Annotated in this window: 24 protein-coding genes; 20 read left to right on the forward strand and 4 right to left on the reverse strand. The window is 71.5% G+C overall.

All coding sequences use genetic code 11. The features are described 5' to 3' along the window. The first annotated feature begins 8 nt into the window (after positions 1 to 8). Positions 9 to 611, forward strand: coding sequence for a histidine phosphatase family protein (locus ACIPKM_RS14150; protein WP_070419134.1), 603 nt, complete (start codon positions 9 to 11; stop codon positions 609 to 611). On the opposite strand, the gene ACIPKM_RS14155 is transcribed toward ACIPKM_RS14150, so the two are convergent. Beyond that, positions 599 to 1090, reverse strand: coding sequence for a DoxX family protein (locus ACIPKM_RS14155; RefSeq protein ID WP_402736956.1), 492 nt, complete (start codon positions 1088 to 1090; stop codon positions 599 to 601). The two genes, ACIPKM_RS14150 and ACIPKM_RS14155, sit on opposite strands and share 13 nt — an antisense overlap. Positions 1091 to 1123: 33 nt before the next feature. Then, a complete protein-coding gene (locus ACIPKM_RS14160; protein ID WP_402736957.1) occupies positions 1124 to 1600 on the reverse strand; it encodes a GNAT family N-acetyltransferase in 477 nt (158 codons plus the stop codon). A 23-nt stretch (positions 1601 to 1623) separates the two neighbouring features. Between ACIPKM_RS14160 and ACIPKM_RS14165 the strand changes: the two genes are divergently transcribed. Together ACIPKM_RS14165 and ACIPKM_RS14170 are read left to right on the forward strand one after the other, a co-directional pair. Then, positions 1624 to 2370 carry a 4-hydroxy-tetrahydrodipicolinate reductase gene (locus ACIPKM_RS14165; protein ID WP_071301748.1) on the forward strand — a complete coding sequence of 249 codons (747 nt, stop codon included), beginning with the start codon at positions 1624 to 1626 and terminating at the stop codon, positions 2368 to 2370. Between the two features lie 5 nt (positions 2371 to 2375). Beyond that, entirely contained in the window at positions 2376 to 2837 is a 462-nt protein-coding gene (locus ACIPKM_RS14170) for a tetratricopeptide repeat protein (RefSeq protein ID WP_402736958.1), read from the forward strand. Positions 2838 to 2890: 53 nt separating this feature from the next. On the opposite strand, the gene ACIPKM_RS14175 is transcribed toward ACIPKM_RS14170, so the two are convergent. Then, a complete protein-coding gene (locus ACIPKM_RS14175; protein WP_175473607.1) occupies positions 2891 to 3802 on the reverse strand; it encodes a TIGR01777 family oxidoreductase in 912 nt (303 codons plus the stop codon). Positions 3803 to 3860: 58 nt separating this feature from the next. Here ACIPKM_RS14175 and ACIPKM_RS14180 point away from each other — a divergent pair, with 58 nt between their 5' ends. From ACIPKM_RS14180 to dapF, 17 genes are all read left to right on the forward strand, one after another. Continuing rightward, a complete protein-coding gene (locus tag ACIPKM_RS14180) occupies positions 3861 to 4691 on the forward strand; it encodes a thymidylate synthase (protein WP_402736959.1) in 831 nt (276 codons plus the stop codon). Continuing rightward, positions 4691 to 5209: a dihydrofolate reductase gene (locus tag ACIPKM_RS14185; protein ID WP_402736960.1), complete on the forward strand. Its 519-nt coding sequence runs from the start codon at positions 4691 to 4693 to the stop codon at positions 5207 to 5209. Before ACIPKM_RS14180 ends, ACIPKM_RS14185 begins: the two co-directional genes overlap by 1 nt. Positions 5210 to 5359: 150 nt before the next feature. After that, entirely contained in the window at positions 5360 to 6337 is a 978-nt protein-coding gene (gene dapA, locus ACIPKM_RS14190; RefSeq protein ID WP_071295500.1) for a 4-hydroxy-tetrahydrodipicolinate synthase, read from the forward strand. Positions 6338 to 6385: 48 nt separating this feature from the next. Next, the gene (locus ACIPKM_RS14195; RefSeq protein WP_070416509.1) at positions 6386 to 8062 is read left to right on the forward strand and encodes a ribonuclease J; all 1677 of its coding nucleotides are present in this window, start codon (positions 6386 to 6388) and stop codon (positions 8060 to 8062) included. Positions 8063 to 8238: 176 nt separating this feature from the next. Next, a complete protein-coding gene (locus ACIPKM_RS14200; protein ID WP_071295430.1) occupies positions 8239 to 9240 on the forward strand; it encodes an HlyD family efflux transporter periplasmic adaptor subunit in 1002 nt (333 codons plus the stop codon). Next, the gene (locus ACIPKM_RS14205; RefSeq protein ID WP_071295431.1) at positions 9237 to 9983 is read left to right on the forward strand and encodes an ABC transporter ATP-binding protein; all 747 of its coding nucleotides are present in this window, start codon (positions 9237 to 9239) and stop codon (positions 9981 to 9983) included. The genes ACIPKM_RS14200 and ACIPKM_RS14205 overlap by 4 nt, the downstream gene beginning before the upstream one ends. Then, positions 9980 to 11224, forward strand: a complete 1245-nt coding sequence (locus tag ACIPKM_RS14210) for an ABC transporter permease (protein WP_229085130.1) — start codon at positions 9980 to 9982, stop codon at positions 11222 to 11224. Before ACIPKM_RS14205 ends, ACIPKM_RS14210 begins: the two co-directional genes overlap by 4 nt. A gap of 83 nt (positions 11225 to 11307) precedes the next feature. Further along, positions 11308 to 14250, forward strand: a complete 2943-nt coding sequence (locus ACIPKM_RS14215; protein ID WP_402736961.1) for a DNA translocase FtsK — start codon at positions 11308 to 11310, stop codon at positions 14248 to 14250. After that, the gene (gene pgsA, locus ACIPKM_RS14220; RefSeq protein ID WP_083294987.1) at positions 14247 to 14900 is read left to right on the forward strand and encodes a CDP-diacylglycerol--glycerol-3-phosphate 3-phosphatidyltransferase; all 654 of its coding nucleotides are present in this window, start codon (positions 14247 to 14249) and stop codon (positions 14898 to 14900) included. Before ACIPKM_RS14215 ends, pgsA begins: the two co-directional genes overlap by 4 nt. Further along, positions 14873 to 15448, forward strand: coding sequence for a CinA family protein (locus ACIPKM_RS14225; protein WP_302847417.1), 576 nt, complete (start codon positions 14873 to 14875; stop codon positions 15446 to 15448). The genes pgsA and ACIPKM_RS14225 overlap by 28 nt, the downstream gene beginning before the upstream one ends. Positions 15449 to 15602: 154 nt before the next feature. Then, entirely contained in the window at positions 15603 to 15911 is a 309-nt protein-coding gene (locus tag ACIPKM_RS14230) for a helix-turn-helix domain-containing protein (RefSeq protein WP_058742950.1), read from the forward strand. Positions 15912 to 16011: 100 nt separating this feature from the next. Further along, positions 16012 to 16236: a DUF3046 domain-containing protein gene (locus ACIPKM_RS14235; protein WP_022907383.1), complete on the forward strand. Its 225-nt coding sequence runs from the start codon at positions 16012 to 16014 to the stop codon at positions 16234 to 16236. Positions 16237 to 16498: 262 nt separating this feature from the next. Continuing rightward, positions 16499 to 17566, forward strand: a complete 1068-nt coding sequence (gene recA, locus ACIPKM_RS14240; RefSeq protein ID WP_070416506.1) for a recombinase RecA — start codon at positions 16499 to 16501, stop codon at positions 17564 to 17566. Beyond that, positions 17563 to 18429: a regulatory protein RecX gene (locus ACIPKM_RS14245; protein WP_402736962.1), complete on the forward strand. Its 867-nt coding sequence runs from the start codon at positions 17563 to 17565 to the stop codon at positions 18427 to 18429. Before recA ends, ACIPKM_RS14245 begins: the two co-directional genes overlap by 4 nt. A gap of 29 nt (positions 18430 to 18458) precedes the next feature. Then, positions 18459 to 19958, forward strand: a complete 1500-nt coding sequence (gene miaB, locus ACIPKM_RS14250; RefSeq protein ID WP_402736963.1) for a tRNA (N6-isopentenyl adenosine(37)-C2)-methylthiotransferase MiaB — start codon at positions 18459 to 18461, stop codon at positions 19956 to 19958. Continuing rightward, on the forward strand, positions 19945 to 20895 hold the full coding sequence (gene miaA / locus ACIPKM_RS14255) for a tRNA (adenosine(37)-N6)-dimethylallyltransferase MiaA (protein ID WP_402736964.1): 951 nt from the start codon (positions 19945 to 19947) through the stop codon (positions 20893 to 20895). Before miaB ends, miaA begins: the two co-directional genes overlap by 14 nt. Further along, the gene (gene dapF / locus ACIPKM_RS14260; protein ID WP_336697874.1) at positions 20892 to 21782 is read left to right on the forward strand and encodes a diaminopimelate epimerase; all 891 of its coding nucleotides are present in this window, start codon (positions 20892 to 20894) and stop codon (positions 21780 to 21782) included. Before miaA ends, dapF begins: the two co-directional genes overlap by 4 nt. A 361-nt stretch (positions 21783 to 22143) precedes the next feature. On the opposite strand, the gene ACIPKM_RS14265 is transcribed toward dapF, so the two are convergent. Beyond that, positions 22144 to 22758 (reverse strand): class I SAM-dependent methyltransferase, encoded by a 615-nt coding sequence (locus ACIPKM_RS14265; RefSeq protein WP_402736965.1) that lies wholly within the window; start codon positions 22756 to 22758, stop codon positions 22144 to 22146. Positions 22759 to 22791: the final 33 nt, after the last annotated feature.

Genomic DNA, 22791 nt, shown 5'->3' on the forward strand with positions numbered 1-22791 from the left:
GCACCGACATGTCGCACTACCTCTACCTCGTCCGGCACGGCGAACACCAGGACGCCGAACACGGGCTGCGGGACGGCAAGCTGTCCGAGCGCGGCAAGCGGCAGGCGATGCTCGTCGCGGACCGTCTCGGGGGCGTGCCGTTCGACGGCGTCTACCACTCGCCGCTCGAAGCGCCGAGCGAGACCGCGTCGTTCCTGTCGCAGCGGCTCCCGGCGATCGAGCCCGAGCCGTCGACCCTGCTCTTCGACTGCATCCCGTCGGGTCCGACGCCGGACATGCCGCACGCCTACCAGGGGTGGTACGGCGGCATCACGGAAGAGGAGATCGTCGCGGGGCAGGCCCAGATGGGCGATGCGGTGGCGGAGTGGTTCACCCCTGCCCGCGAGGACCGGCACGACCTCCTCATCACGCACAACGCCGTCATCGGCTGGTTCGTGCGCGAGGCGTTCCAGGCACCCGAGTGGCGCTGGATGGGGACGAACGTGGCGCACACGGCGCTGACGATCATCCGGATCCGCTCGGCCAAGCCGGCCGAGGTCGTCGCGCTCAACGACCTGGCGCACCTGCCCGTCGAGCTGAGGACGGGCCTGCCGGTCGGTCAGCCCGTCTGACGGGCCCTGCGCACCCGGAGTGCGGCGACCCGCGCTCGGAGCACCCGGTCCAGCCCGAACGGCCCACCGCCGAGCGCGACCAGCACGACCGCGAGGAGCAGGTACAGCACCTCGGGCAGGTACAGCAGGTCGCTGAACCAGGTCACCGCGTCCGCCGGCCCGAGCTGGTGGACCGCCACGGTCGTGAGCGCGACCGTGCTGATCACGCCGAGGACGGCCGCAGCCGCCCGCGTCACGAGGCCGACGGCGAGCAGCACGCCGAAGACGAGCTCGCAGCCCGCGACCACGGCGGCCGTGACGTCGGGCACCGGCGCGCCGATCGAGCGGATCGTCTCCGCCATCGCCGCGCGACCCGGAGCGGTCACGGTCTTGTTCCACCCGGACGCGGCGAAGAACAGTCCGAGCGCGACCCGGACGAGCGAGATCGAGAGGAACGGCAGGCGGGTCGGGGAGTCGAGGGCACGGAGGAGCAGGACCATGCCCTGCCGTTCGGAGCGGAGGCGCGGATCGCCTCAGCGCACCGGCTTGCGGTACCAGGCGGTCGCGTTCGGGTTCTCGTTGAACGCCGGTACCCGCTCGTAGCCCCGACCGCGGTACATCGCACCGGCGGCGACGAGGGAGTCGTTCGTGTCCAGCACGATCGCCGTCGCGCCGAGCTGCGCACCGCGTGCCTCGAGCGCGTCCATGACCGCCGTCGCCACGCCGCGTCCACGTCCTTCCGGAGTCACGAAGACGTGCTTCACCTCGAACCGGACGTCGTCGCCGTCGTCGGGGAGCCGACGGAGGCCGCCGCACCCGACCGCGCGACCTCCGTCGTACGCGACGACGAAGGTGCCGACCGGCGGCGTGAACTCGGCCGCCGGGGTGCGCTTCCGCGAGTACGACCCCTGCGCGCTCGGGAACGTGGCCTCGCGCTCGTCGAGGTACGCGTCGAGCAGGGCGTCGACCTCGGGGATGTCTGCCGGCACGGTCCTGACCTCGAGCGTCATGCGTCGATCCTAGGATGGTGGACATGGTCACTCCCGTCGCCGTCGTCGGCGCCACCGGTCGTCTCGGGGGCCTCGTGGCCGCCGTGGTCGAGGAACTGCCCGACTTCGAGCTCGTCGCGAGCCTGTCCTCCAAGGACGGGGCGCACGAGGCCGGTCCCGACGTGTTCGGCGGCGCGGCGATCGTGGTGGACGTGACCGTCCCGGCGCTCAGCCCCGCGATCGTCGACAACGCCCTCGTGAGCGGCGCGAACGTGCTCGTCGGCACGTCCGGGTGGTCCGGCGACCGACTCGCGACGCTCCGCGCGGGCCTCGAGTCGCGTCCGGAGCAGGGCGTCTTCGTGGTCCCGAACTTCTCGATCGGGTCCGTGCTCGGCACCCACCTGGCGACGATCGCCGCCCCCTGGTTCCCCTCGGTCGAGATCGTCGAGACGCACCACGCCGGCAAGATCGACTCCCCGTCGGGCACCGCCGTCCGCACGGCCGAGCTCATCGCCGACGCCCGGCGCGAGGTCGGCCCGGTCGACGCACCCCACGTCGACCAGCGCGCGCGGGGGCAGCAGGTCGCGAGCGTCCCGATCCACTCGCTCCGTCTGCCGGGCGTCAAGGCCGTGCAGGACGTGGTGCTGAGCGGCCCCGGCGAGACCCTGACCATCCGGCACGACACGAACGACGACGTCGCCTACGTGGCCGGCATCCGTGCGGCGCTGTCCGCCGTGGGGTCGATGCGCGGCCTCACGGTCGGCCTCGGCAGCGTCCTCGGCATCGGCTGACCGTCGTGCGCCTGACCCGGTCCCTCCGTTCGCCCTTCTGGGGTGCGGCGCTCATGGCGGTGCTGCTGGCGCTGTACATCGTGCTCGTCGGGCAGCGTGCCGTGGCGTTCATCGCGACGGGCATCCCGATCGGCATCGGCATCGGCGTCGCGCTCTTCGTCGTCGCGGCGATCGGTGCGCTGCTGCTCGTGCTCGAGTTCCGTTTCGGGCTGCGCATCACCCGGCTCGGCGCCCGGCTCGAGCAGGAGGGCGGCGCTCCCTCGGACGTCGTCCCGGTCCGTCCCTCGGGGCGTCCCACGCGCGAGGCCGCCGACGAGCTCTTCCCCGAGTACAAGGCCGCGGTCGAGTCCGACCCGGCGGACTGGCGCGGGTGGTACCGACTCGGCGTCGTCTACGACGCCGCGGGTGACCGCAAGCGGGCGCGGGCCGCGATGCGCGAAGCGCTCACCAGGGCACGCGTGTCCTGACAGGAGGCGCGGTGCGGGCCCGCACCGCGCCTCCTGGCACACAGCCGGTCGCGTCAGAACGCGGCGTCGACCGCGTCCTCGGCGCGCTGGTACCGGAACGCGTAGCCGGACTCGAGCAGCTTCGTCGGCACCATCTGCTGGCTCGACAGGAGCATCTCGTCGGCCGCCTGCTGCAGGAGCAGCCGGAGCGCGAACTCCGGGATCCGGAAGAGGTAGGGCCGGTGCAGGTCCTCGGCGACGCGCTTGGTGATGCGGTCGGCGACGGCGGCCTCGGGGCCGGCGAGGTTCACCGGCCCGACGACGTCCGAGGCGTCGGGGCTGGTCGCGAGGTGCACGATCGCGCCCACCTCGTCCTCGAGGGCGATCCACGGCCAGTGCTGCCCACCGGTGCCGAGGCGGCCGCCGAGCCCGGTCTTCGTGAGCGGAACGAGCGGTGCGAGCGCGCCGCCGCCCTTCCCGACGACGATGCCGGTGCGGAGCGTCACGACGCGGACGCCCTCGGGAGCGGCGTTCGCGGCGGCCTCCCACGCGGTGCAGACCTCGGCCAGGAAGCCGGTGCCGGCGGCCGCGTCGTCCTGCAGGACGTCGGCCGGACGGTCGCCGTAGACCCCCGAGGCAGACCCCGAGAGGAACAGCGGCGGCGGGTTCGTCGCGTGGCGCATGGCCTCGACGAGGGTCTCGGTGGCGGACACCCGCGACTGCAGGATCTCCTGCTTGTAGGTCTCGGTCCAGGGGAGCTTGCCGATGTTCGCGCCGGCGAGGTTGATCACGACGTCGGCGCCGTCGAGGATCGCCGGGTCGAGCTTCCGGGTGCCCGGGGACCAGCGGAACTCGCTCGCCGTGCGCGGCTCGCGTCGGACGAGGGTGGTGACGTGGTGCCCGGCCTCGCGCAGGGCGTGGACGAGGGGCGTACCGATGAAGCCGGACGCACCGGCGAGCAGGATCGAGAGCGGCGCTGTCGTCATGTCGCTCACGCTACTCAACTGCCCGTGGATGTCTCCGGCTCGTCGTAGGCTCGTGGTCGTGACCGACAGCGAGACCGTGCAGCCCGACCCCACCGTCGCGACCCCCTACGAGGACCTGCTGCGGCGTGTCCTCACCGAAGGGACTCCGAAGGGCGACCGCACCGGGACGGGGACCCGCAGCCTGTTCGGCGCACAGCTCCGGTACGACCTGTCGAAGGGCTTCCCGCTCGTCACGACGAAGCGGGTGCACTTCAAGTCCGTCGCCTACGAGCTGCTCTGGTTCCTGCGCGGCGACGGCAACGCCCGCTGGCTGCAGGAGCACGGCGTCCGGATCTGGAACGAGTGGGCGGACGAGGACGGCGACCTCGGCCCGGTGTACGGCGTGCAGTGGCGCTCGTGGCCGACGCCGTCGGGGGAGCACGTCGACCAGATCGCCCAGGTCATCGAGCAGATCACGACGAACCCGGACAGCCGCCGCCTGATCGTCTCGGCGTGGAACGTCGCCGACATCCCCGAGATGGCGCTCGCCCCGTGCCACGCGTTCTTCCAGTTCTACGTCAACGACGGCAAGCTCTCGTGCCAGCTCTACCAGCGGAGCGCGGACATGTTCCTCGGCGTCCCGTTCAACATCGCCTCGTACGCGCTGCTCACCCACATGATCGCGGCGCAGACCGGGCTCGAGGTCGGCGAGTTCGTGTGGACCGGCGGCGACTGCCACGTCTACGACAACCACGTCGAGCAGGTGGAGGAGCAGCTGTCCCGGACCGCGTACGCGCTCCCCACGCTCGAGCTCGCGCCGCGCGACTCGATCGACGACTACGAGTACGAGGACTTCACGGTCGTCGGTTACCACCACCACCCGGCGATCGCGGCCGCGGTCGCCGTCTGATGTCGTCCTCGTGGACCGAACCCGTCCGTGGTGTCGGGATGGTCTGGGCGCGGTCGACGAACGGCGTGATCGGGGCCGACGGCGGGATGCCGTGGCACGTGCCGGAGGACCTCGCGCACTTCCGGCAGGTCACCGGCGACGCGACCGTCGTGATGGGGCGCCGCACGTGGGAGTCGTTGCCGGAGCGCTTCCGGCCGCTGCCCGGGCGGCGGAACGTCGTGCTGACGCGTGACGGCTCGTGGACGGCCGACGGGGCCGAGGTCGTGCACGACCTGGCGACCGCGCTGGACACCGACGAGCCGGTGTGGATCATGGGCGGCGGGCAGGTGTACGCGGCGGGGGTGCCCTTCGCCGACCGGGTCTCCGAGACGGTGATCGACGTCGAGGTGCCGGGGGACACCGTGGCGCCGACGCTCGCCGGGGTGGCCGGGTGGTCGCTCGTCGACGAGGGGCCGTGGCAGGAGTCGCGCGTCGACGGGACGCGCTACCGCTTCCTCGAGTGGCGCCGGCGCGCGTAGCGCCGTGCGCCGCGGCGTCAAACCACGGAAACGACATCGCACCAGGCATCGGCGATGGTTCGACGTCGGAAACCTGGTTCGACACGTTCCGGGCACGCACCGTCCACGCGGACGGCAGCCCTCGCGCGCATCCCCGGTACGCTGGTGCCCGTGTCCCCGCGTGAGAATCCCTTCGGTCAGGTCCTCGTCGCCCTCGTGACCCCGTTCACGGCCGACGGCGAGGTCGACTGGCCCGGCGTCGAGCAGCACATCGACGACTGCATCACCGCCGGCGCCGACGGCATCGTGGTCACCGGCACGACCGGTGAGACGAGCACGCTGACCGACCCCGAGAAGCTCCGGCTGGTCGAGGTCGGCAAGTCCGTCGCCGCCGGGCGCGCGAAGATCATCACCGGTGGCGGGTCGAACGAGACCGCGCACGCGATCCACCTCTACAAGCAGAGCGAGAAGGCCGGCGCCGACGGTGTGATGATCGTCACGCCGTACTACAACAAGCCGACGCAGTCCGGTGTGCTCACCCACTTCCGGATGATCGCCGACGCGACCGACCTGCCGGTGATCCTGTACGACATCCCCGGTCGCACGGGCATCCCGATCACGTACGAGACGATCGTGCGGGCCTCGCACCACCCGAACATCCTCGCGGTGAAGGACGCCAAGGGCGACTTCGCCGAGGTGTCCCGGGTGCTCAACAACACCGACCTCATGTACTTCTCGGGCGACGACACGAACGTGCTCCCGCACCTGTCGATCGGCGCGACGGGGCTCATCGGCGTCACGGCGAACATCACGTCGACGCCGTACCGCACGATCGTCGACGCCGTGAACCGGGGCGACCTGGCCACCGCGACCGCCGAGCACAAGCGCGTCGAACCCCTCGTCCGTGCCGTGATGACGCACGTGCCGGGTACCGTGGCGGCGAAGTACATCCTGCACGGGCTCGGCCGCATCGGCAGCCCGCGCGTCCGGTTGCCGCTCGTCGGCCCCGAGGACTCCGAGGCGTACGCCATCGAGACCTCGCTCGAAGCCGTCCGGGACATCCCGGGCGCCGACTTCTCCAACTTCCGCCCCGACCGCAACGCAGCGGCCGGCGGTGCTCTTCCGAAGGTGCCAGGCACCACCCGCTAGCGAACACGCGGCGCGCAGGACGCGCGTCGCCCGAATCCGTAGGACCGAATGCCCACACAGATCTCCGAACCGCAGCCGCTCGAAGCCGGCACCCTCCGCGTCATCCCCGTCGGGGGACTCGGCGAGATCGGTCGCAACATGACCGTGTACGAGTACGAGGGCAAGCTGCTCATCGTCGACGCCGGCGTGCTCTTCCCCGAGGAGCACCAGCCCGGGGTCGACCTGATCCTGCCGGACTTCGCGCCGATCCGGGACCGCCTCGACGACGTCCTCGGCGTCGTGCTCACGCACGGCCACGAGGACCACATCGGCGCCGTCCCGTACCTGCTGAAGCTCCGCGACGACATCCCGCTGATCGGCTCCACGCTGACCCTGGCCCTCGTCGAGGCGAAGCTCAAGGAACACCGGATCAAGCCGTACACGCTCGTCGTGGCCGAGGACCAGACCGAGCAGCTCGGCCCGTTCCACCTCGAGTTCGTGGCCGTCAACCACTCCATCCCGGACGCCCTCGCCGTCGCGATCACGACCCCCGCCGGTCGTGTCCTGCACACGGGTGACTTCAAGATGGACCAGCTCCCGCTGGACGACCGCATCACCGACCTCCGTGCCTTCGCACGCCTGGGGGAGCAGGGCGTCGACCTGTTCCTGCCGGACTCGACCAACGCCGACGTGCCGGGCTTCACCGCGCCCGAGCGCGACATCGGACCCGTCCTCGAGAACATCATCACGCGCGCCCGCAAGAAGGTCGTCGTGGCGAGCTTCTCGTCGCACGTGCACCGTGTGCAGCAGGTCCTCGACGCCGCCGCCGCCGCGAACCGCAAGGTCGCGTTCATGGGCCGCTCGATGATCCGCAACATGACGATCGCCGCCGACCTCGGCTACCTCCGGGTGCCCGAGAACGTGCTCATCGACACGAAGAAGGCGAAGAACGTCCCCGACGACCAGATCGTCTACATGTCGACCGGGTCGCAGGGCGAGCCGATGGCCGTGCTCGCGCGCATGGCCAACCTCGAGCACCAGATCGAGATCGGCGAGGGCGACACCGTCATCCTCGCCTCGTCGCTGATCCCGGGCAACGAGAACGCCGTGTACCGCGTCATCGACGGGCTCACCAAGCTCGGCGCGAAGGTCGTGCACAAGGGCAACGCCAAGGTGCACGTCTCCGGACACGCGTCGGCCGGCGAACTGCTCTACTGCTACAACATCCTCCGGCCGAAGAACGTGCTGCCCGTGCACGGCGAGCACCGCCACCTGTACGCCAGCGCGGACCTCGCGATCCAGACCGGTGTGCCGCCGCGGAACGTCATCCTCGGCCAGGACGGCATCGTCGTCGACCTGAAGGACGGCGAGGTCCGGGTCGCCGGCCAGCTCGACATCGGGTACGTCTACGTCGACGGATCGACCGTGGGCGAGATCACCGACGCCGACCTCAAGGACCGCCGGGTCCTCGCGGAAGAGGGCTTCATCTCGATCTTCGCCGCGGTGGACTTCACCACCGGCCAGTGCGTCGTCGGCCCGGAGATCCAGTCGCGCGGCTTCGCCGAGGACGACTCGGTCTTCGACGACGTCCGTCCGCAGATCGCGAAGGCGCTCGCCGAGGCGGCCGCGAACGGCACGCGCGACGGGCACGCCTTCGGGCAGGTCGTCCGCCGGACCGTGGGCCGCTGGGTGAACACGAAGCACCGTCGTCGTCCGATGATCGTGCCGGTGGTCATCGAGGCGTAGTGCTCGTCGCGACCACCACGCACGTCGCGGTGGTCGCAGTGGCCGTGTCCAGGAGGCGCGGTGCACGTTCCTGACGGACGTGCACCGCGCCTCCTGGCACGTTCCGGCCTGTCGGCTGACCGGTTTCATCCCACAGGATGATCTTCTGTCGGTATGTCAGACAATAGTGTTCCGGGGTGACTGTCCTGCGTCGCTGGGTGTGGCCCGGCCTCAAGTTCCTCGTGTTCGCCGCCATCGCGGTGTCCCTCGTCCGCCTCGCGTTCTTCGCAGCCCAGCCCGAGGGCGAGGAGACCGTCCCGACCGGCGCGATCGAGGACCCGACCGTCACGGTCGCGACCGGCGACATCGTGAACGACGTCGAGGCGACCGGCACGATCCGGTCGGTGGCCGCCACGGCCGTCCGCTCCTCGGTCGAGGGCACGGTGAACAAGGTGTTCGCCGGCAACGGCGCGCACGTCGAGCAGGGCGCCCCGGTGATCGACGTCCGGGTCGAGACCCCGTCGACGGGGACGACCGACGACGGCGAACCGCTGCCCCCGACCGTGACCTTCTCGACCGTCGTCGCGCCGGCGTCCGGCACCGTGTCCGGACTCGACCTCGTCACGAAGCAGCCCGTGGCCATCGGCGACACCGTGGCACGCGTGGCACCGGAGGCCTACCGGGCGACCGCGACCCTCGATGCCGCCCAGCTCTACCGCCTCACCTCGCGTCCGTCCGAGGCGACCGTCACGGTCACCGACGGCCCGGCGCCGTTCACCTGCACCCACCTCACACTGACGAGTGCTGCGGCGTCCTCCGCGGACGACGGCGACGCCGGCGACGACGGCTCCGGTGACGCCTCGGCCGGGGGCACGGAACTCGCGTGCGACGTGCCGAGCGGGGTCACCGTGTTCCCCGGACTCGAGGTCACGGTCGCGGTCCCCGCGGGGAAGGCGGAGGGCGTCCTGACGCTCCCGACGACCGCGGTGCAGGGCACGGCGCAGAAGGGCGTCGTCACGGTCGTGGGCGAGGACGGCAAGCGTGCCGAGAAGACCGTCGCGCTCGGCCTCAACGACGGGGAGAGCGTCGAGGTCCGGTCGGGGCTGTCGGAGGGCGACACCGTCCTGCAGTTCGTCCCGGGCAAGGAGCAGGTCGAGGGCGACGAGTTCGCCGACGACGGCTCCGTGGTGGTCGGATGAGCGCGCGGGCAGCGTCCCTCGTCCGGGTGCGCGGGCTGCGCAAGTCGGTCGAGCTCCCGGACGGGTCCGAGCTCGAGATCCTGCGTGGCGTCGACCTCGACGTCGACGCGGGCAGCCGGGTCGCGATCGTCGGGCGCTCGGGGTCGGGCAAGTCCACCCTGCTCAACGTGCTCGGGTTGCTCGACACCCCGACCGACGGCGTCCACGAGTTCGGCGGTGTCGACGTCGGTCGTGCCGGGTCGCTCCGGCGGGACCGGATCCGCGGGGAGGACGTCGGGTTCGTGTTCCAGCAGTTCAACCTCCTGCAGGGGCGCACCGCGCTCGAGAACGTCGAGGTCCCCCTGCTCTACGCGACCGGACGCGCCTTCTGGGCCAGGCGTCGGCTCGCGCTCGAGATGCTCGACCGGGTCGGACTCGCGGACCGCGCCGACACGCAGCCGCACCGCCTCTCGGGTGGCGAGCAGCAGCGCGTCGCGATCGCCCGCGCGCTCGTGCGTGCGCCGCGCCTGATCCTCGCGGACGAACCGACGGGCGCACTCGACGTCGACACGGGTCGTGTCGTGATGGAGCTCCTCGAGACCGTCGCCGGCGAGACCGGGGCGGCGCTCGTGACGATCACCCACGACGCCGCCGTCGCCGCACGAGCGGACGTCGTCCACCGCATCGACCACGGCCTGGTCGTCGACCCCACGGACGTGTCCGTCGCCGGGATCGCCGCCGAGGTCGTCGGGGTGACGCCGTGAACCGGGTCGTGACGACCGTCGTCGGCACGCTGGTCGAGTCCTGGCAGGAACTCCGGGTCCACCGTGGCCGGGTCGTGCTCAGCCTCGTCGGCGTCACGATCGCGGTGGCCTCGCTCGCCGTCGTCGTCGGGTTCGGGTCGCTCGCGGAGCGCGTGACGGCGGCGTTCAACGAGCAGTACGGCGGACGTCCCGCGACCTACAGCATCACCGGGACGCCCGGCTCCGGCGACGGCACCGGTGCGGCCGCGGCGGCCACGGCGGACGCGGTCGACCGGGAACTCCGCGCGGCCGCGGACCGGTACGACGTGCAGTACGCGACCGAGGCGTCGTACACGTCCCGTCGCATCCAGTTCCCGGACGGTGTCGCCGAGGTCCAGGGCATGACGGTCGACCCGCCGTGGGCCGAGATCCACCGGCTGCGGATCGCCGCGGGGGACTGGTTCTCCGAGTCCGACCGGGACCGCCTGGCACCGGCGCTCGTCGTCAACCAGGCGTTCCTCGACCGGCTCGGTGGCGCGGACGTGGTCACGCACCCGACCGTCCGGATGCCGGGAACCCCCGGCGTCACCGCGGTCGTCGTCGGGCAGTACGTGTCGTCGGAGTACGACACCGACCCGATGTTCTACCAGCTGGCGAACTCCGTCGCGACGGCGAGCGTCACGCCCGGTGCGGACGACGGCAACCAGCGGACGTTCGAGGTCTGGATCCCCGAGCACGGTGCGAAGGCGCTCGCGAACCGCATCGCCAGCGACGCGGAGCGTGCGGTCGGTGGCGACGTGTCGGTGGACGCCGGCCGCATGGACGCCGCGGGCTCGGTGGACGGCGACCCGCTCGGCGCGATGCGCTACGTCATCGCTGGCGTCGCGGTGCTCGTCCTCGTGCTCGGTGGCCTCGGCCTGCTCAACGTGTCGCTCGTGAGCGTCCGCCAGCGCATCCGTGAGATCGGCATCCGTCGCGGCGTCGGCGCCTCGGCGGGGCGGATCTTCGTGGCGGTCCTGCTCGAGAACGTCCTCGGCACCGCGGTGGCCGGCGGCATCGGCGTGATGGTCGGCGCCGCGGTCCTCGGGAACGACACCGTGCGCGGACTGATCACGAGCGGGGTCGAGGTCGGTGGGGCGCCGTTCCCGCTCGAGGCGGCGCTCATCGGCGTCGGGTCGGCCGTGTTCGTCGGCGCGCTCGCCGGCTTCCTGCCCGCGGTGCTCGCGGTCCGGGTGAAGGTCATCGACGCGATCCGGTACTGACACCGCGCCCGCCGTGGCACCCGTCGCGGATGCTGCGGCGGGCCGCGCTCGGTTTGTCCTGAGGGGGGATTAGGGTTCTGCCCATGGCCGGAGGCACCAAGTCGACCACGCGCTCGCGCGCGTCCTCGTCGTCCCGTGGAAGCGGGACGCGTGGCTCGTCGCGCACCCAGGCCACGACGAAGAAGCTGCCGCAGGCCGCACCGACCCCGGTCTTCCGCGAACAGAACCCCCTCGTGACGTTCTGGCTCGCGATGGCGCACGGCGTCGGCGCGGTCTTCCGCCTGCTCGGCACGGAGACGCTCGAGAAGGACCAGCGGCGCGACGGGTTCCCGTTCCTGCTCTTCGTGCTGGCGGTCGCCGGCGCGGTGGTCGAGTGGCTCAACCCGTCGAACGCCGTCTCGGTGGCGCTCGACGCGTACACGTTCGGCGGGCTCTTCGGCCGACTGGCCTTCGCGTTGCCCGTGATCATGGTCGTCTTCGCCGGGTGGCTCTTCCGGCACCCGGCGTCCGTGCACGACAACACCCGGATCGGGATCGGGCTCGGCCTGTTGCTCGTGTCCATCGCGGCGCTCTGCCACGTGTTCGGCGGGCAGCCGAGCGCCTCGGACGGCATGCCCGCGCTGGCGACCGCCGGCGGTGTCATCGGCTGGGTCGTGATCGCCTGGCTCGTCGCGGTCGCCACCGAGTGGGTCGCGGTGCCGGTCGCGGTGCTGCTGCTCGTGCTCTCGCTCTTCATCATCACCAAGACGCCGCCGAACAAGATCGGTCGGCGCCTGCACGAGCTCTACGCGTACCTGTTCGGCGCGCCGGCCCCCGCGACGGAGACGGACGAGCCCGTCGCCGAGGCGCCCGCCGCACGGACCAAGCCGACGAAGAAGCGCGGCGCGAAGGGCGACACCGACTTCCAGCTGTTCGACGACCTCGGCTTCGAGGACGACAAGGCCGCCGAGTCCGACGCCGAGGGCGGGACCATCCCGTGGTGGCGCCGGAACAAGTCCGGTCGCGAAGAGGACCCCGCGTACGACAGCCCCGTGATCAGCGGTGCGACGTCGGCCGTGCCCCCGGCCGCCGCAGCCGCGCCGGCACCCGGCCCGAACGCCGGTGCCGCCGCCGGTCTGGTCGACCACACGCCGGCCGAGCCCGGTTCGGTCAACCTCAACGACTCGGTCGAACAGGACCTGCAGATCGCCGAACAGGCCCTGCGTGACTTCGGGACCCCGGTGCCGGAACGCCCCGCGCCGGCCGAGGTCGTCCGCCCGGACGCCTCGGTGTCGCCGGTGGTGTCGCCGTCGCTCCCGGCCGAGGACCTCGCGGTCGACGCCGCCGACGACACGGACGGCCTGCCCCCGGTGGCCGGCCCCGATGAAGACCCGGCCGCGCCCTACCGGCTGCCGGCCGCCACGACGCTGAGCTCCGGCACGCCGTCGGTCGCACGCAGCCAGGCGAACGACGACATCGTCGCCGCCATCACGAGCGTCCTCACCGAGTTCAAGGTGGACGCGAAGGTCACCGGGTTCTCCCGTGGGCCGACGGTGACCCGGTACGAGATCGAGCTCGGCCCCGGCGTGAAGGTCGAGCGCGTCACCGCCCTGTCGAAGAACCTGTCGTACGCGGTCGCCTCGAACGAGGTCCGCATCCTGTCGCCGATCCCGGGCAAGAGCGCGATCGGCGTCGAGATCCCGAACACCGACCGCGAGACCGTCTCCCTCGGTGACGTCCTGCGCTCGAACGCCGCTCGCAAGTCCAAGCACCCGATGACGATCGGCGTCGGCAAGGACGTCGAGGGCGGCTTCGTCGTGGCCAACCTCGCGAAGATGCCGCACCTGCTCGTCGCCGGCTCCACCGGGTCCGGCAAGTCGGTGTTCATCAACTCGATGATCACGTCGCTGCTCATGCGCGCGAAGCCGTCCGAGGTCCGCATGGTCCTCGTCGACCCGAAGCGCGTCGAGCTCTCGATCTACGCCGGCGTCCCGCACCTCATCACGCCCATCATCACGAACCCGAAGAAGGCGGCCGAGGCGCTGCAGTGGGTCGTCAAGGAGATGGACATGCGGTACGACGACCTCGCGTCGTTCGGGTTCCGGCACGTCGACGACTTCAACAAGGCGATCGCGAACAACGAGATCGTCCTGCCGGCCGGCAGCGAGCGGAAGCTCAAGCCGTACCCGTACCTGCTCGTCGTCGTCGACGAGCTCGCCGACCTCATGCTCGTCGCGCCGCGTGACGTCGAGGAGTCGATCGTCCGCATCACCCAGCTCGCCCGTGCCGCCGGTATCCACCTGGTGCTCGCGACGCAGCGTCCGTCGGTCGACGTCATCACCGGGCTCATCAAGGCGAACGTGCCGTCGCGGATCGCCTTCGCGGTGACCAGCGTCACCGACTCCCGGGTCATCCTCGACCAGCCGGGCGCCGACAAGCTCATCGGGCAGGGCGACGCCCTCTTCCTGCCGATGGGGTCCTCGAAGTCGCTCCGCGTCCAGGGTGCCTGGGTGCAGGAGAGCGAGGTCGCCGAGGTCGTCCAGCACGTCACCCGCCAGGCCCGTCCGGAGTACCGCCAGGACGTCCAGGCCGTGGTGGAGCGCAAGGAGATCGACGCGGACATCGGCGACGACCTCGAGCTGCTCCTCGCGGCGGTCGAGCAGGTCGTGTCGACGCAGTTCGGGTCGACCTCGATGCTCCAGCGCAAGCTCCGCGTCGGGTTCGCCAAGGCCGGCCGTCTGATGGACCTCATGGAGTCCCGCGACATCGTGGGGCCGTCCGAGGGCTCGAAGGCGCGCGACGTCCTCGTGACGACCGACCAGCTGCCGGCCGTGCTCGCGAAGCTCCGGGGCGAGGAGCCACCAGTGGGTGCTGCCCCGGCAGCCCCCGCTGCCGGTCCGGCGCCCACGGCTCCGGCGCCGGCGTCCGCCCTGACCGACGACGGCGACCGCTACGGTGCCGACCCGGTGGCGGACATGACGCGCGGGTACGATGAAGCAGACGACGAGCCCGATGAGGACGCGTGGGGACTGACGGGCAGGGAGTGAGTGCGATGACCGCCTCGGACAGCACGGAGACCACGCACGGCGCACGCTTCCCGTGGCGCGGACGACTCCTGCGCAAGGGCCCCGGCCCGGCGTCGACGGGCAACGTCGCGAACATCATCACGGTCGTGCGCATCCTCATGGCGCCGCTGTTCTTCGTGCTGCTCCTGACGGACGCCGGCACGGACGGGCCGCTGCGCATCTGGGCGGCCGTCGTGTTCGTGGTCGCCATCGTCACGGACAGCGCCGACGGCATCATCGCCCGCCGGCAGAACCTCGTCACGGACTTCGGGAAGCTCGTCGACCCGATCGCGGACAAGGTCCTCATCGGCGGTGCGCTCGTCGCGCTGTCGATCCTCGGCGAGCTCCCCTGGTACGTGACCGTGCTGATCATGGTGCGCGAGATCGGCATCACGGTCTTCCGGTTCGCGGTGCTCTCGGACCGGGTGATCCCGGCGAGCCGGGGCGGCAAGATCAAGACCGTGCTGCAGGCCGTCGCGTTGACCGCCGCGCTCTTCCCGTGGTGGAACCTCGTGGGGGACTGGGCGCACTGGGTGAACGGCATCCTGATGACCGCGGCCTTCCTGGCGACCATCCTGAGCGGGATCGACTACCTGTACCAGGCGTGGAAGCACAACCGGACCACCGCGTGACGGCGGCCGACGACGTCACCGGCACCGCGCCTCCAGGACACGACACCGGACCCGACGTCCGGACGTCCGCTCGCGACCTCGTCGCGCGCCTGACCGAGCGGGGCGACACCGTCGCCGTGGCGGAGTCGCTCACCGGTGGACTCGTCGTCGCGACCCTCGTCGGCGTGCCGGGCGCCAGCGCCGTGGTGCGCGGGGGAGTCGTGGCCTACGCGACGCCCGTGAAGCACACCGTGCTCGGCGTCTCGTCGGCGCTGCTCGCGTCCAACGGTGCGGTCGACCCCGAGGTCGCTCGGCAGATGGCCTCGGGCGTGCGAGCAGCACTCGCGGTCGACGGAGCACCCGCGACCTGGGGCATCAGCACGACCGGTGTCGCCGGACCCGACCCGCAGGACGGTCAGCCGGTGGGGACGGTCTTCGTCGGCATCGCGGACGCCGACGGTGCCCAGGCGTACGAGTTGCACCTCGACGGCGATCGCGATGCAATCCGCTGGGCGACCGTCTCCGAACTCCTGGCACGGATGTCGTCCACGATCCGGGCCCGGGAATAGGTCCCGTTTCCACTGGGTTACATCTCACGCAATCTCCAGCAGTAGAGCAGCCGGCGTGGTTAGCATGCTGCAACCGGCAACGCTACTGTTGCTGAACCCGAACTCGGCCATCAGGACCGAGCGGGCGCGGAGACGACAGAGAGGAGGAGTTCTCATGGTTCTCGTTCGTCAGGAAATCGGCGACGTTCTGCGGGACTTCCGCTTGCAGAAGGGCCGGACCCTCCGTCAGGTCGCGTCCAAGGCCAGCGTGGCTCTCGGGTACCTCAGCGAGGTCGAGCGTGGGCAGAAGGAAGCCAGCTCGGAGATCCTCGCGTCCGTCGCGGACGCGCTGGACACCCCCATCTCGACCATCATGCGTGAGGTCGGCGACCGTCTCGCGGTGGTCGAGGGGCTCACCCCGGTGCCCGACACGCTCCCGGACGACCTCGTCGCCGAGTTCGACAACGACCTCGCGGTGCGCTGACGCCACCGCTTCCCGAACGCCCCCGCTGGTCCGCCAGCGGGGGCGTTCGGCGTTCCGGGGCCGTGCTCGGGAGGCGGGGCGGCGCGGTTACGCTGGGATGATGCGTGTGAGTGAGTTCTGGCGGGCCGTCGACCAGGTGTTCGGCGATGCCTACGGTGCCGTCGTCAGTCGTGACGTGGTGCTCGAGGAACTCGGCGGACGCTCGGCGGCCGAGGCGCTCGACGCGGGCATCGATGCGCGCCGCGTGTGGGAGGCGCTGTGCGAGTCGCAGGACGTCCCGCTCGAGAAGCGGCACGGCAAGGGGCTGGCGGAACCGCGGGACTGACGCGCGTTCTCCGTCCGAAACTCTGTTCGGCGTGTTGCTCGAACGGGTGTTCGATCGGTGGTAGCTTCCTCCACAGCGGCGCTGTCCGGAGAGTTCGTCCACAGATCGCGCGGTCGTCGGCAGTGATGTCGGTGGCCCGCCCTAGGTTCGAGTCAACGGGAACAGCCCGAAGCCTTGTCGCTGAAGCACCGGCCCTGCACCACCGGCCGGGTGGACGCGACAGCCTACAGGCGGCCGACACCGAGCACGAAGGAAGCACACCATGCCCTCACCCCAGGACCGCGAGAAGGCCCTCGAGACCGCTCTCGCCCAGATCGACCGTCAGTTCGGCAAGGGCACGGTCATGCGCCTCGGCTCGGACGAGCGCGCCCCCGTCGCCACCATCCCGACCGGTTCGGTCGCCCTCGACGTCGCGCTCGGCATCGGCGGGCTCCCGCGTGGCCGCATCATCGAGATCTACGGCCCGGAGTCGTCGGGTAAGACGACCCTGACGCTGCACGCCATCGCCAACGCCCAGCGCGCCGGCGGCATCGCGGCCTTCATCGACGCGGAACACGCGCTCGACCCCGAGTACGCGAAGAAGCTCGGCGTCGACATCGACGCGCTGCTCGTCTCCCAGCCGGACACCGGTGAGCAGGCGCTCGAGATCGCCGACATGCTCGTCCGTTCCGGCTCGATCGACCTCGTCGTCATCGACTCCGTCGCGGCGCTCGTGCCCCGCGCCGAGATCGAGGGCGAGATGGGTGACTCGCACGTCGGTCTGCAGGCCCGCCTCATGTCGCAGGCACTCCGCAAGCTCGCCGGTGGCCTGAACCAGACGCAGACCACGATGATCTTCATCAACCAGCTGCGCGAGAAGATCGGTGTGTTCTTCGGCAGCCCCGAGACCACCGCCGGCGGTAAGGCGCTCAAGTTCTACGCGTCGGTCCGCCTCGACATCCGTCGCATCGAGACGCTCAAGAGCGGTACCGACGCGGTCGGCAACCGCACCCGCGTCAAGGTCGTCAAGAACAAGATGGCCCCGCCCTTCAAGCAGGCCGAGTTCGACATCCTGTACGGCACGGGCATCTCGCGCGAGGGCTCGTTGCTCGACTTCGGCGTCGACCACGGCATCGTCAAGAAGTCCGGTGCCTGGTACACGTACGACGGCGACCAGCTCGGGCAGGGCAAGGAGAACTCGCGGTCGTTCCTGATCCAGAACCCCGAGATCGCTGCTGAGATCGAGGGCAAGATCCTCGCGAAGCTCGGTGTCGGCGGTGCGTCGGCCGAGGCGGTCGAGGCTCCCGTCGAGTCGATCGCGCCGAAGATCGCGGAGCGCAAGGGCGCGTGACGACCGACCACGACGGCGACGAGGACCTCGCACCGGTCACCGACCTGTTCGGTGCGCGCGGCGCGCGGTCCCGTCGCCGATCCGCGGCTGGGCCGGCGACGGCGGGCGACACGGATGCCGTGACGGACCACGACGGAGCCGACGCCGACGCACCGGTCCCGCTGCCGATCCAGGGCGCTCGGGCGCAGGCGGAGTGGCTCTCGCCCGTCGTCGGGGACGGCAGCGGCCGCAGTGCCCGTGCCGAGCAGGACGGCTACGACGACGGCCGGACGGCAGACGCCACGACGGCGTCCGTGTTCGCGATCGACGGCGGTGCCGAACTCGACCCCGCGGACGCCCCACGGCCGATCGACGAGCAGCGTGCCGACGCCGAGCGGCTCAGCATGCGCGCGCTCGGTCGCAAGGGCGTCAGCGAGTCCGAGCTGCGCACGATGCTGACCAAGAACGACCTCGACCCGGACGTCGTCGAGCACGAGATCGAGCGGCTCACCCGCGTCGGACTCGTGGACGACGTGGCGCTCGCGACCGACCTCGTCGACCGCCTGCACGACCGCAAGGGTCTGGGGCGCCAGGGCGTCGTCGCCGAACTGCGGCGCCGCGGCATCGACCAGGTCGCGATCGACGCGGCGCTCGAGGCAGCCGCCGATGACGAGGACGACGAGTTCGTCCGGGCGATCGACCTCGCGCAGAAGCGTGCCGGGCAGCTCCGCGGGCTCGACCGAGCGACTGCGGAACGACGGCTCTCGGGCTTCCTGATGCGCAAGGGCTACAACGGCGGCATCGTGCGGATCGCGGTCGAGCGTGCGCTCGACAGTGGTGGGCGTCCGCCGGCGGGACCTCGCGGCTCCGTCCGCTTCGAGTAGCGTCGCGACGGTTTTACACTGGGACGACCATGGCCACCGTCGCAGCGCGCCCCCGCACCTACCAAGTCCGCACCTACGGGTGCCAGATGAACGTGCACGACTCCGAGCGGCTGAGCGGGTCGCTCCAGGCCGCCGGGTACGTCGCTGCCGACGGCGAGCAGGCGGACGTGGTCGTCATCAACACGTGCGCCGTGCGCGAGAACGCCGACAACCGTCTGTACGGCAACCTCGGGCAGCTCGCGGGCATCAAGCGCGAGCACCCCGGCATGCAGATCGCGGTCGGCGGATGCCTGGCGCAGAAGGACAAGAACGTCATCCTCGAGAAGGCGCCGTGGGTGGACGTCGTCTTCGGGACGCACAACATGGGGTCACTGCCGACGCTGCTCGAGCGCGCCCGGCACAACGACGAAGCGCAGATCGAGATCCTCGAGTCGCTGGACGTCTTCCCGTCGACCCTCCCGACCAAGCGCGACTCGACGCACAGTGGCTGGGTGTCGATCTCGGTCGGCTGCAACAACACCTGCACGTTCTGCATCGTGCCGTCGCTGCGCGGCAAGGAGAAGGACCGCCGCCCGGGTGACGTGCTCGCCGAGATCGAGGCACTCGTCGACGACGGCGCGATCGAGGTCACCCTGCTCGGGCAGAACGTCAACTCGTACGGCGTCGAGTTCGGGGACCGCCAGGCGTTCGGCAAGCTGCTCCGTGCCGCCGGTCAGATCGAGGGCCTCGAGCGGGTCCGGTTCACCAGCCCGCACCCCGCCGCCTTCACGGACGACGTCATCGACGCGATGGCCGAGACGCCGAACGTGATGCCCCAGCTGCACATGCCGCTCCAGTCCGGGTCGGACCGCGTCCTCAAGGCGATGCGTCGCAGCTACCGGAGCGAACGGTTCCTCGGCATCCTCGACCGCGTCCGGGCGAAGATCCCGCACGCGGCGATCTCGACGGACATCATCGTCGGCTTCCCCGGCGAGACCGACGCGGACTTCGAGGACACCCTGCGCGTCGTGGAGCAGTCGAGGTTCGCCTCGGCGTTCACGTTCCAGTACTCGATCCGGCCGGGGACGCCCGCGGCGACGATGGACGAGCAGCTGCCGAAGCACGTCGTGCAGGAACGGTACGAGCGCCTCGTCGCCCTGCAGGAGCACATCACGGCAGAGGAGAACGCGAAGCAGGTCGGGCGCACGGTCCAGGTCCTCGTCGCCACCGGTGAGGGCAAGAAGGACGACGCCACGCACCGGCTGTCGGGCCGCGCCGAGGACTCCCGACTCGTGCACTTCTCGGTGCCGGGCGGATCGGACGTGCCGCGCCCCGGGGACGTCGTCACCGTCGAGGTCACCCGCTCGGCCCCGCACTTCCTGATCGCCGACGGGGACGCACCGTTGCGGATCCGGCGCACCCGTGCCGGCGACGCGTGGGACCGTGCCCAGGCGGAGAGCTGTGGCGTCCCGACGCCGGCACCCGTCGGGGCCGCCGACGGCCCGCGGCCGGTGTCGCTCGGTCTGCCCAGCATCCGTGTCGGCCGCTGACGAGGAGCGCGCCGGCGGCGGCGACCTGATCGCGGTCGTCGGGGCGACCGGCACCGGCAAGTCCGACCTCGGCATCGCGATCGCCGAACGCCTCCGCGCCGCAGGCCGCCCCGCCGAGATCGTCAACGCCGACGCCATGCAGCTCTACCGCGGCATGGACATCGGCACCGCGAAGCTCAGCGTCGAGGAGCGCCGGGGCATCCCGCACCACCAGCTCGACGTGCTCGACGTCACGGACGAGGCCAGTGTCGCCGCCTACCAGCGTGATGCGCGGGCGGAGGTCGAGGCCATCCACGGCCGCGGGAACGTCGCCCTGCTCGTCGGCGGCAGCGGGCTGTACGTCTCGGCCGTGCTCTTCGACCTCGCGTTCCCCGGCACCGATCCCGAGCTCCGTGCCCACCTCGAGCGCGAGCACGAGGAACTCGGGCCGGGCATCCTGCTGGAACGACTCCGCGGTCTGGACCCGGCGGCCGCGGCGACCATCGACGCACGCAACCCGCGGAGGTTGATCCGGGCACTCGAGATCGCGAGCCGATCCGAGGTGGTCACGCCGAGCCTCCCGTCCGCGCCCCGCGCCTGGCGACCCGCTCGGATCCTGCACCTGCACCGCGAACGAGCGCAGCTCGTCGCCGCGCTGCACGAGCGCGCGGCGCGCATGTTCGACGCCGGGCTCGTGGAGGAGGTCCGTGGGCTGCGCGAGCAGGGCCTCGAGTCGGGGCGGACCGCGCGGGCGGCGATCGGGTACTCGCAGGCGCTCGAGGTGCTCCGCGGGGACGCGACCGTCGACCAGGCGGTGGAGGCGACGGGCATCGCGACGCGCAAGTACGCCCGCCGGCAGGTGTCGTGGTTCCGGCGGTACGCCGACGCGGAGCTCCTCGACGTCACCGGCGCGGACCGGGCTGCGCTGACAGCGGCTGCCCGTAGGATCGTCCCGTGACCGAGCTGCACTTCACCAAGGGCCAGGGGACCGGCAACGACTTCGTCCTGTTCGCCGACCCCGACGCGTCGGTCGACCTGACCCCCGAGCGGATCCGCGCCATAGCCGACCGCCGGTTCGGTGTCGGCGGCGACGGCGTCATCCGGGCGGTCCGGTCCGATGCGCTGCCGGAAGGGCAGGCGCTCGTCGCCGAGGACCCCGCGGCGACCTGGTTCATGGACTACCACAACGCCGACGGCACGGTCGCCGAGATGTGCGGGAACGGCATCCGCGTGTTCGCGCGCTACCTCACGGAGTCCGGGCTCGTCGACCTGACCCCCGGCGAGACCCTGACGGTCGGCAGCCGCAAGGGACTCGTCGACATCCAGCGAACGACCAACGGCTTCTCCGCCGACCTCGGGCGCTGGGGGCTCGGGATCGAGGGCGGCGGCGCGGACGACGTGCTCGTGCGGGCGAAGAACCTCGACGGAGCACGCCCCGGGCTCGGCATCGACGTCGGCAACCCCCACGTGGTGGTCGCCGTCGCGACCGAGGACGAACTCGCCGAGGTCGACCTCACGTACGTGCCGGTGCTCGATCCGGTGCCCGCGGCCGGCGCGAACGTCGAGTTCGTGCTGCCGGGCGACCCGCTCGTGCAGGACGGCGTCGGTCAGATCACGATGCGCGTCCACGAGCGCGGCAGTGGCGAGACCCTGTCGTGCGGCACCGGGGCCGTCGCCGCGGCCCTCGCGACGCGGTACTGGGCGGGCAACGGGGCGCCGGACACGTGGCGCGTGCGCGTGCCGGGTGGGGTCGTCACGGTGCGCATCTTCGCGGCGGAGGACGGCGAGCACGTCGCGTTGTCCGGGCCGGCGGAACTCGTGTTCTCGGGTGACCTGACGGTCTGACCCGGGCGGGGCTCCGGCCAGGAGGCGCGGCTCGGCGGGCCGACGCTCGTCACGTGGGTCGCGCCTCCTGGCCACTGCCGCGGTGCGGACGGGCGGGGCGGTCGCGCTGGCCGGCTGCCGATCGCGGCGCTGGCCGCGCTGCGCGCTGGCCGGTCGCGGCGCGCTGGCCGCGCTGCCGGTCGCGGCGCTGACCGCGCTTCACGGTCGCGTGACGTGTCGAACCACGTTCCCGACATCGAACTGCCCGTTTGCGCTGGTTCGATGTCGGAATCGTGGTTCCACTCGGACCGCGCGCTTCGCGCGACGGCGGCAGCCGCGCGCCCCGCGCGGCGACGGCACGCGGCACGCGCGCACGCGCCGCCTAATCGGCCGCGCGGTGCACCCGCAGCACCCGGAACCCCTTGTCCGTCGACGCCCGCGACACGTGGAACCCCGCGTCGAGCGACTCCCGCAGCCACCGCTGCAGCGAATCGCCCCCGAGGTCCTTCGACACGACCAACCACGCGTCCCCACCGACCTCGAGCCGGGGCAGCCACGTCAGCAGGATCTGGTGCAGCTCGTCCTTGCCCACCCGGATCGGCGGGTTCGACCAGATCGTCCGGAACCGCAGGTCGGCCGGTACCTCGTCCGGCAGTGCGACGGTGACGTTGTCGGCCCCCGCAGCAGCAGCGTTCGCCCGGGCGAGACCGAGCACCCGCTCGTTCACGTCGACGCCCCACACCTGGGCGGCGGGGGAGTCGAGGGCCATGGTGATGGCGATCGGACCCCAGCCGCAGCCGACGTCGAGCAGCGCCCCCTCGTGTGCGGGCGGCGGCACCGAGCCGAGCAGCACCCGTGTGCCACGGTCGAGCCCGTCCGGGCTGAAGACCCCCGCGGCGGTGGTCAGCGTGAGCGGGCGACCGGCGAGGATGACGTGGATCTGGCGTTCGCGGGTGTCCGACGACGGGTTCGCGGAGAAGTAGTGATCGTTCGCCATGGATGAACCGTACCGGCAACCCCGTGTGTCCCG

It is taken from the genome of Curtobacterium sp. NPDC086286, assembly GCF_044746255.1.
GTDB lineage: Bacteria > Actinomycetota > Actinomycetes > Actinomycetales > Microbacteriaceae > Curtobacterium.

Bases quoted from the DNA above. Each gene is read 5' to 3' on its own strand.
- ACIPKM_RS14150 (WP_070419134.1), top strand. From the start codon at position 9: ATGTCGCACTACCTCTACCTCGTCCGGCACGGCGAACACCAGGACGCC.
- ACIPKM_RS14155 (WP_402736956.1), bottom strand. From the start codon at position 1,090: ATGGTCCTGCTCCTCCGTGCCCTCGACTCCCCGACCCGCCTGCCGTTC.
- ACIPKM_RS14160 (WP_402736957.1), bottom strand. From the start codon at position 1,600: ATGACGCTCGAGGTCAGGACCGTGCCGGCAGACATCCCCGAGGTCGAC.
- ACIPKM_RS14165 (WP_071301748.1), top strand. From the start codon at position 1,624: ATGGTCACTCCCGTCGCCGTCGTCGGCGCCACCGGTCGTCTCGGGGGC.
- ACIPKM_RS14175 (WP_175473607.1), bottom strand. From the start codon at position 3,802: ATGACGACAGCGCCGCTCTCGATCCTGCTCGCCGGTGCGTCCGGCTTC.
- ACIPKM_RS14185 (WP_402736960.1), top strand. From the start codon at position 4,691: ATGTCGTCCTCGTGGACCGAACCCGTCCGTGGTGTCGGGATGGTCTGG.
- ACIPKM_RS14195 (WP_070416509.1), top strand. From the start codon at position 6,386: ATGCCCACACAGATCTCCGAACCGCAGCCGCTCGAAGCCGGCACCCTC.
- ACIPKM_RS14205 (WP_071295431.1), top strand. From the start codon at position 9,237: ATGAGCGCGCGGGCAGCGTCCCTCGTCCGGGTGCGCGGGCTGCGCAAG.
- ACIPKM_RS14215 (WP_402736961.1), top strand. From the start codon at position 11,308: ATGGCCGGAGGCACCAAGTCGACCACGCGCTCGCGCGCGTCCTCGTCG.
- ACIPKM_RS14230 (WP_058742950.1), top strand. From the start codon at position 15,603: ATGGTTCTCGTTCGTCAGGAAATCGGCGACGTTCTGCGGGACTTCCGC.
- ACIPKM_RS14235 (WP_022907383.1), top strand. From the start codon at position 16,012: ATGCGTGTGAGTGAGTTCTGGCGGGCCGTCGACCAGGTGTTCGGCGAT.
- recA (WP_070416506.1), top strand. From the start codon at position 16,499: ATGCCCTCACCCCAGGACCGCGAGAAGGCCCTCGAGACCGCTCTCGCC.
- miaB (WP_402736963.1), top strand. From the start codon at position 18,459: ATGGCCACCGTCGCAGCGCGCCCCCGCACCTACCAAGTCCGCACCTAC.
- ACIPKM_RS14265 (WP_402736965.1), bottom strand. From the start codon at position 22,758: ATGGCGAACGATCACTACTTCTCCGCGAACCCGTCGTCGGACACCCGC.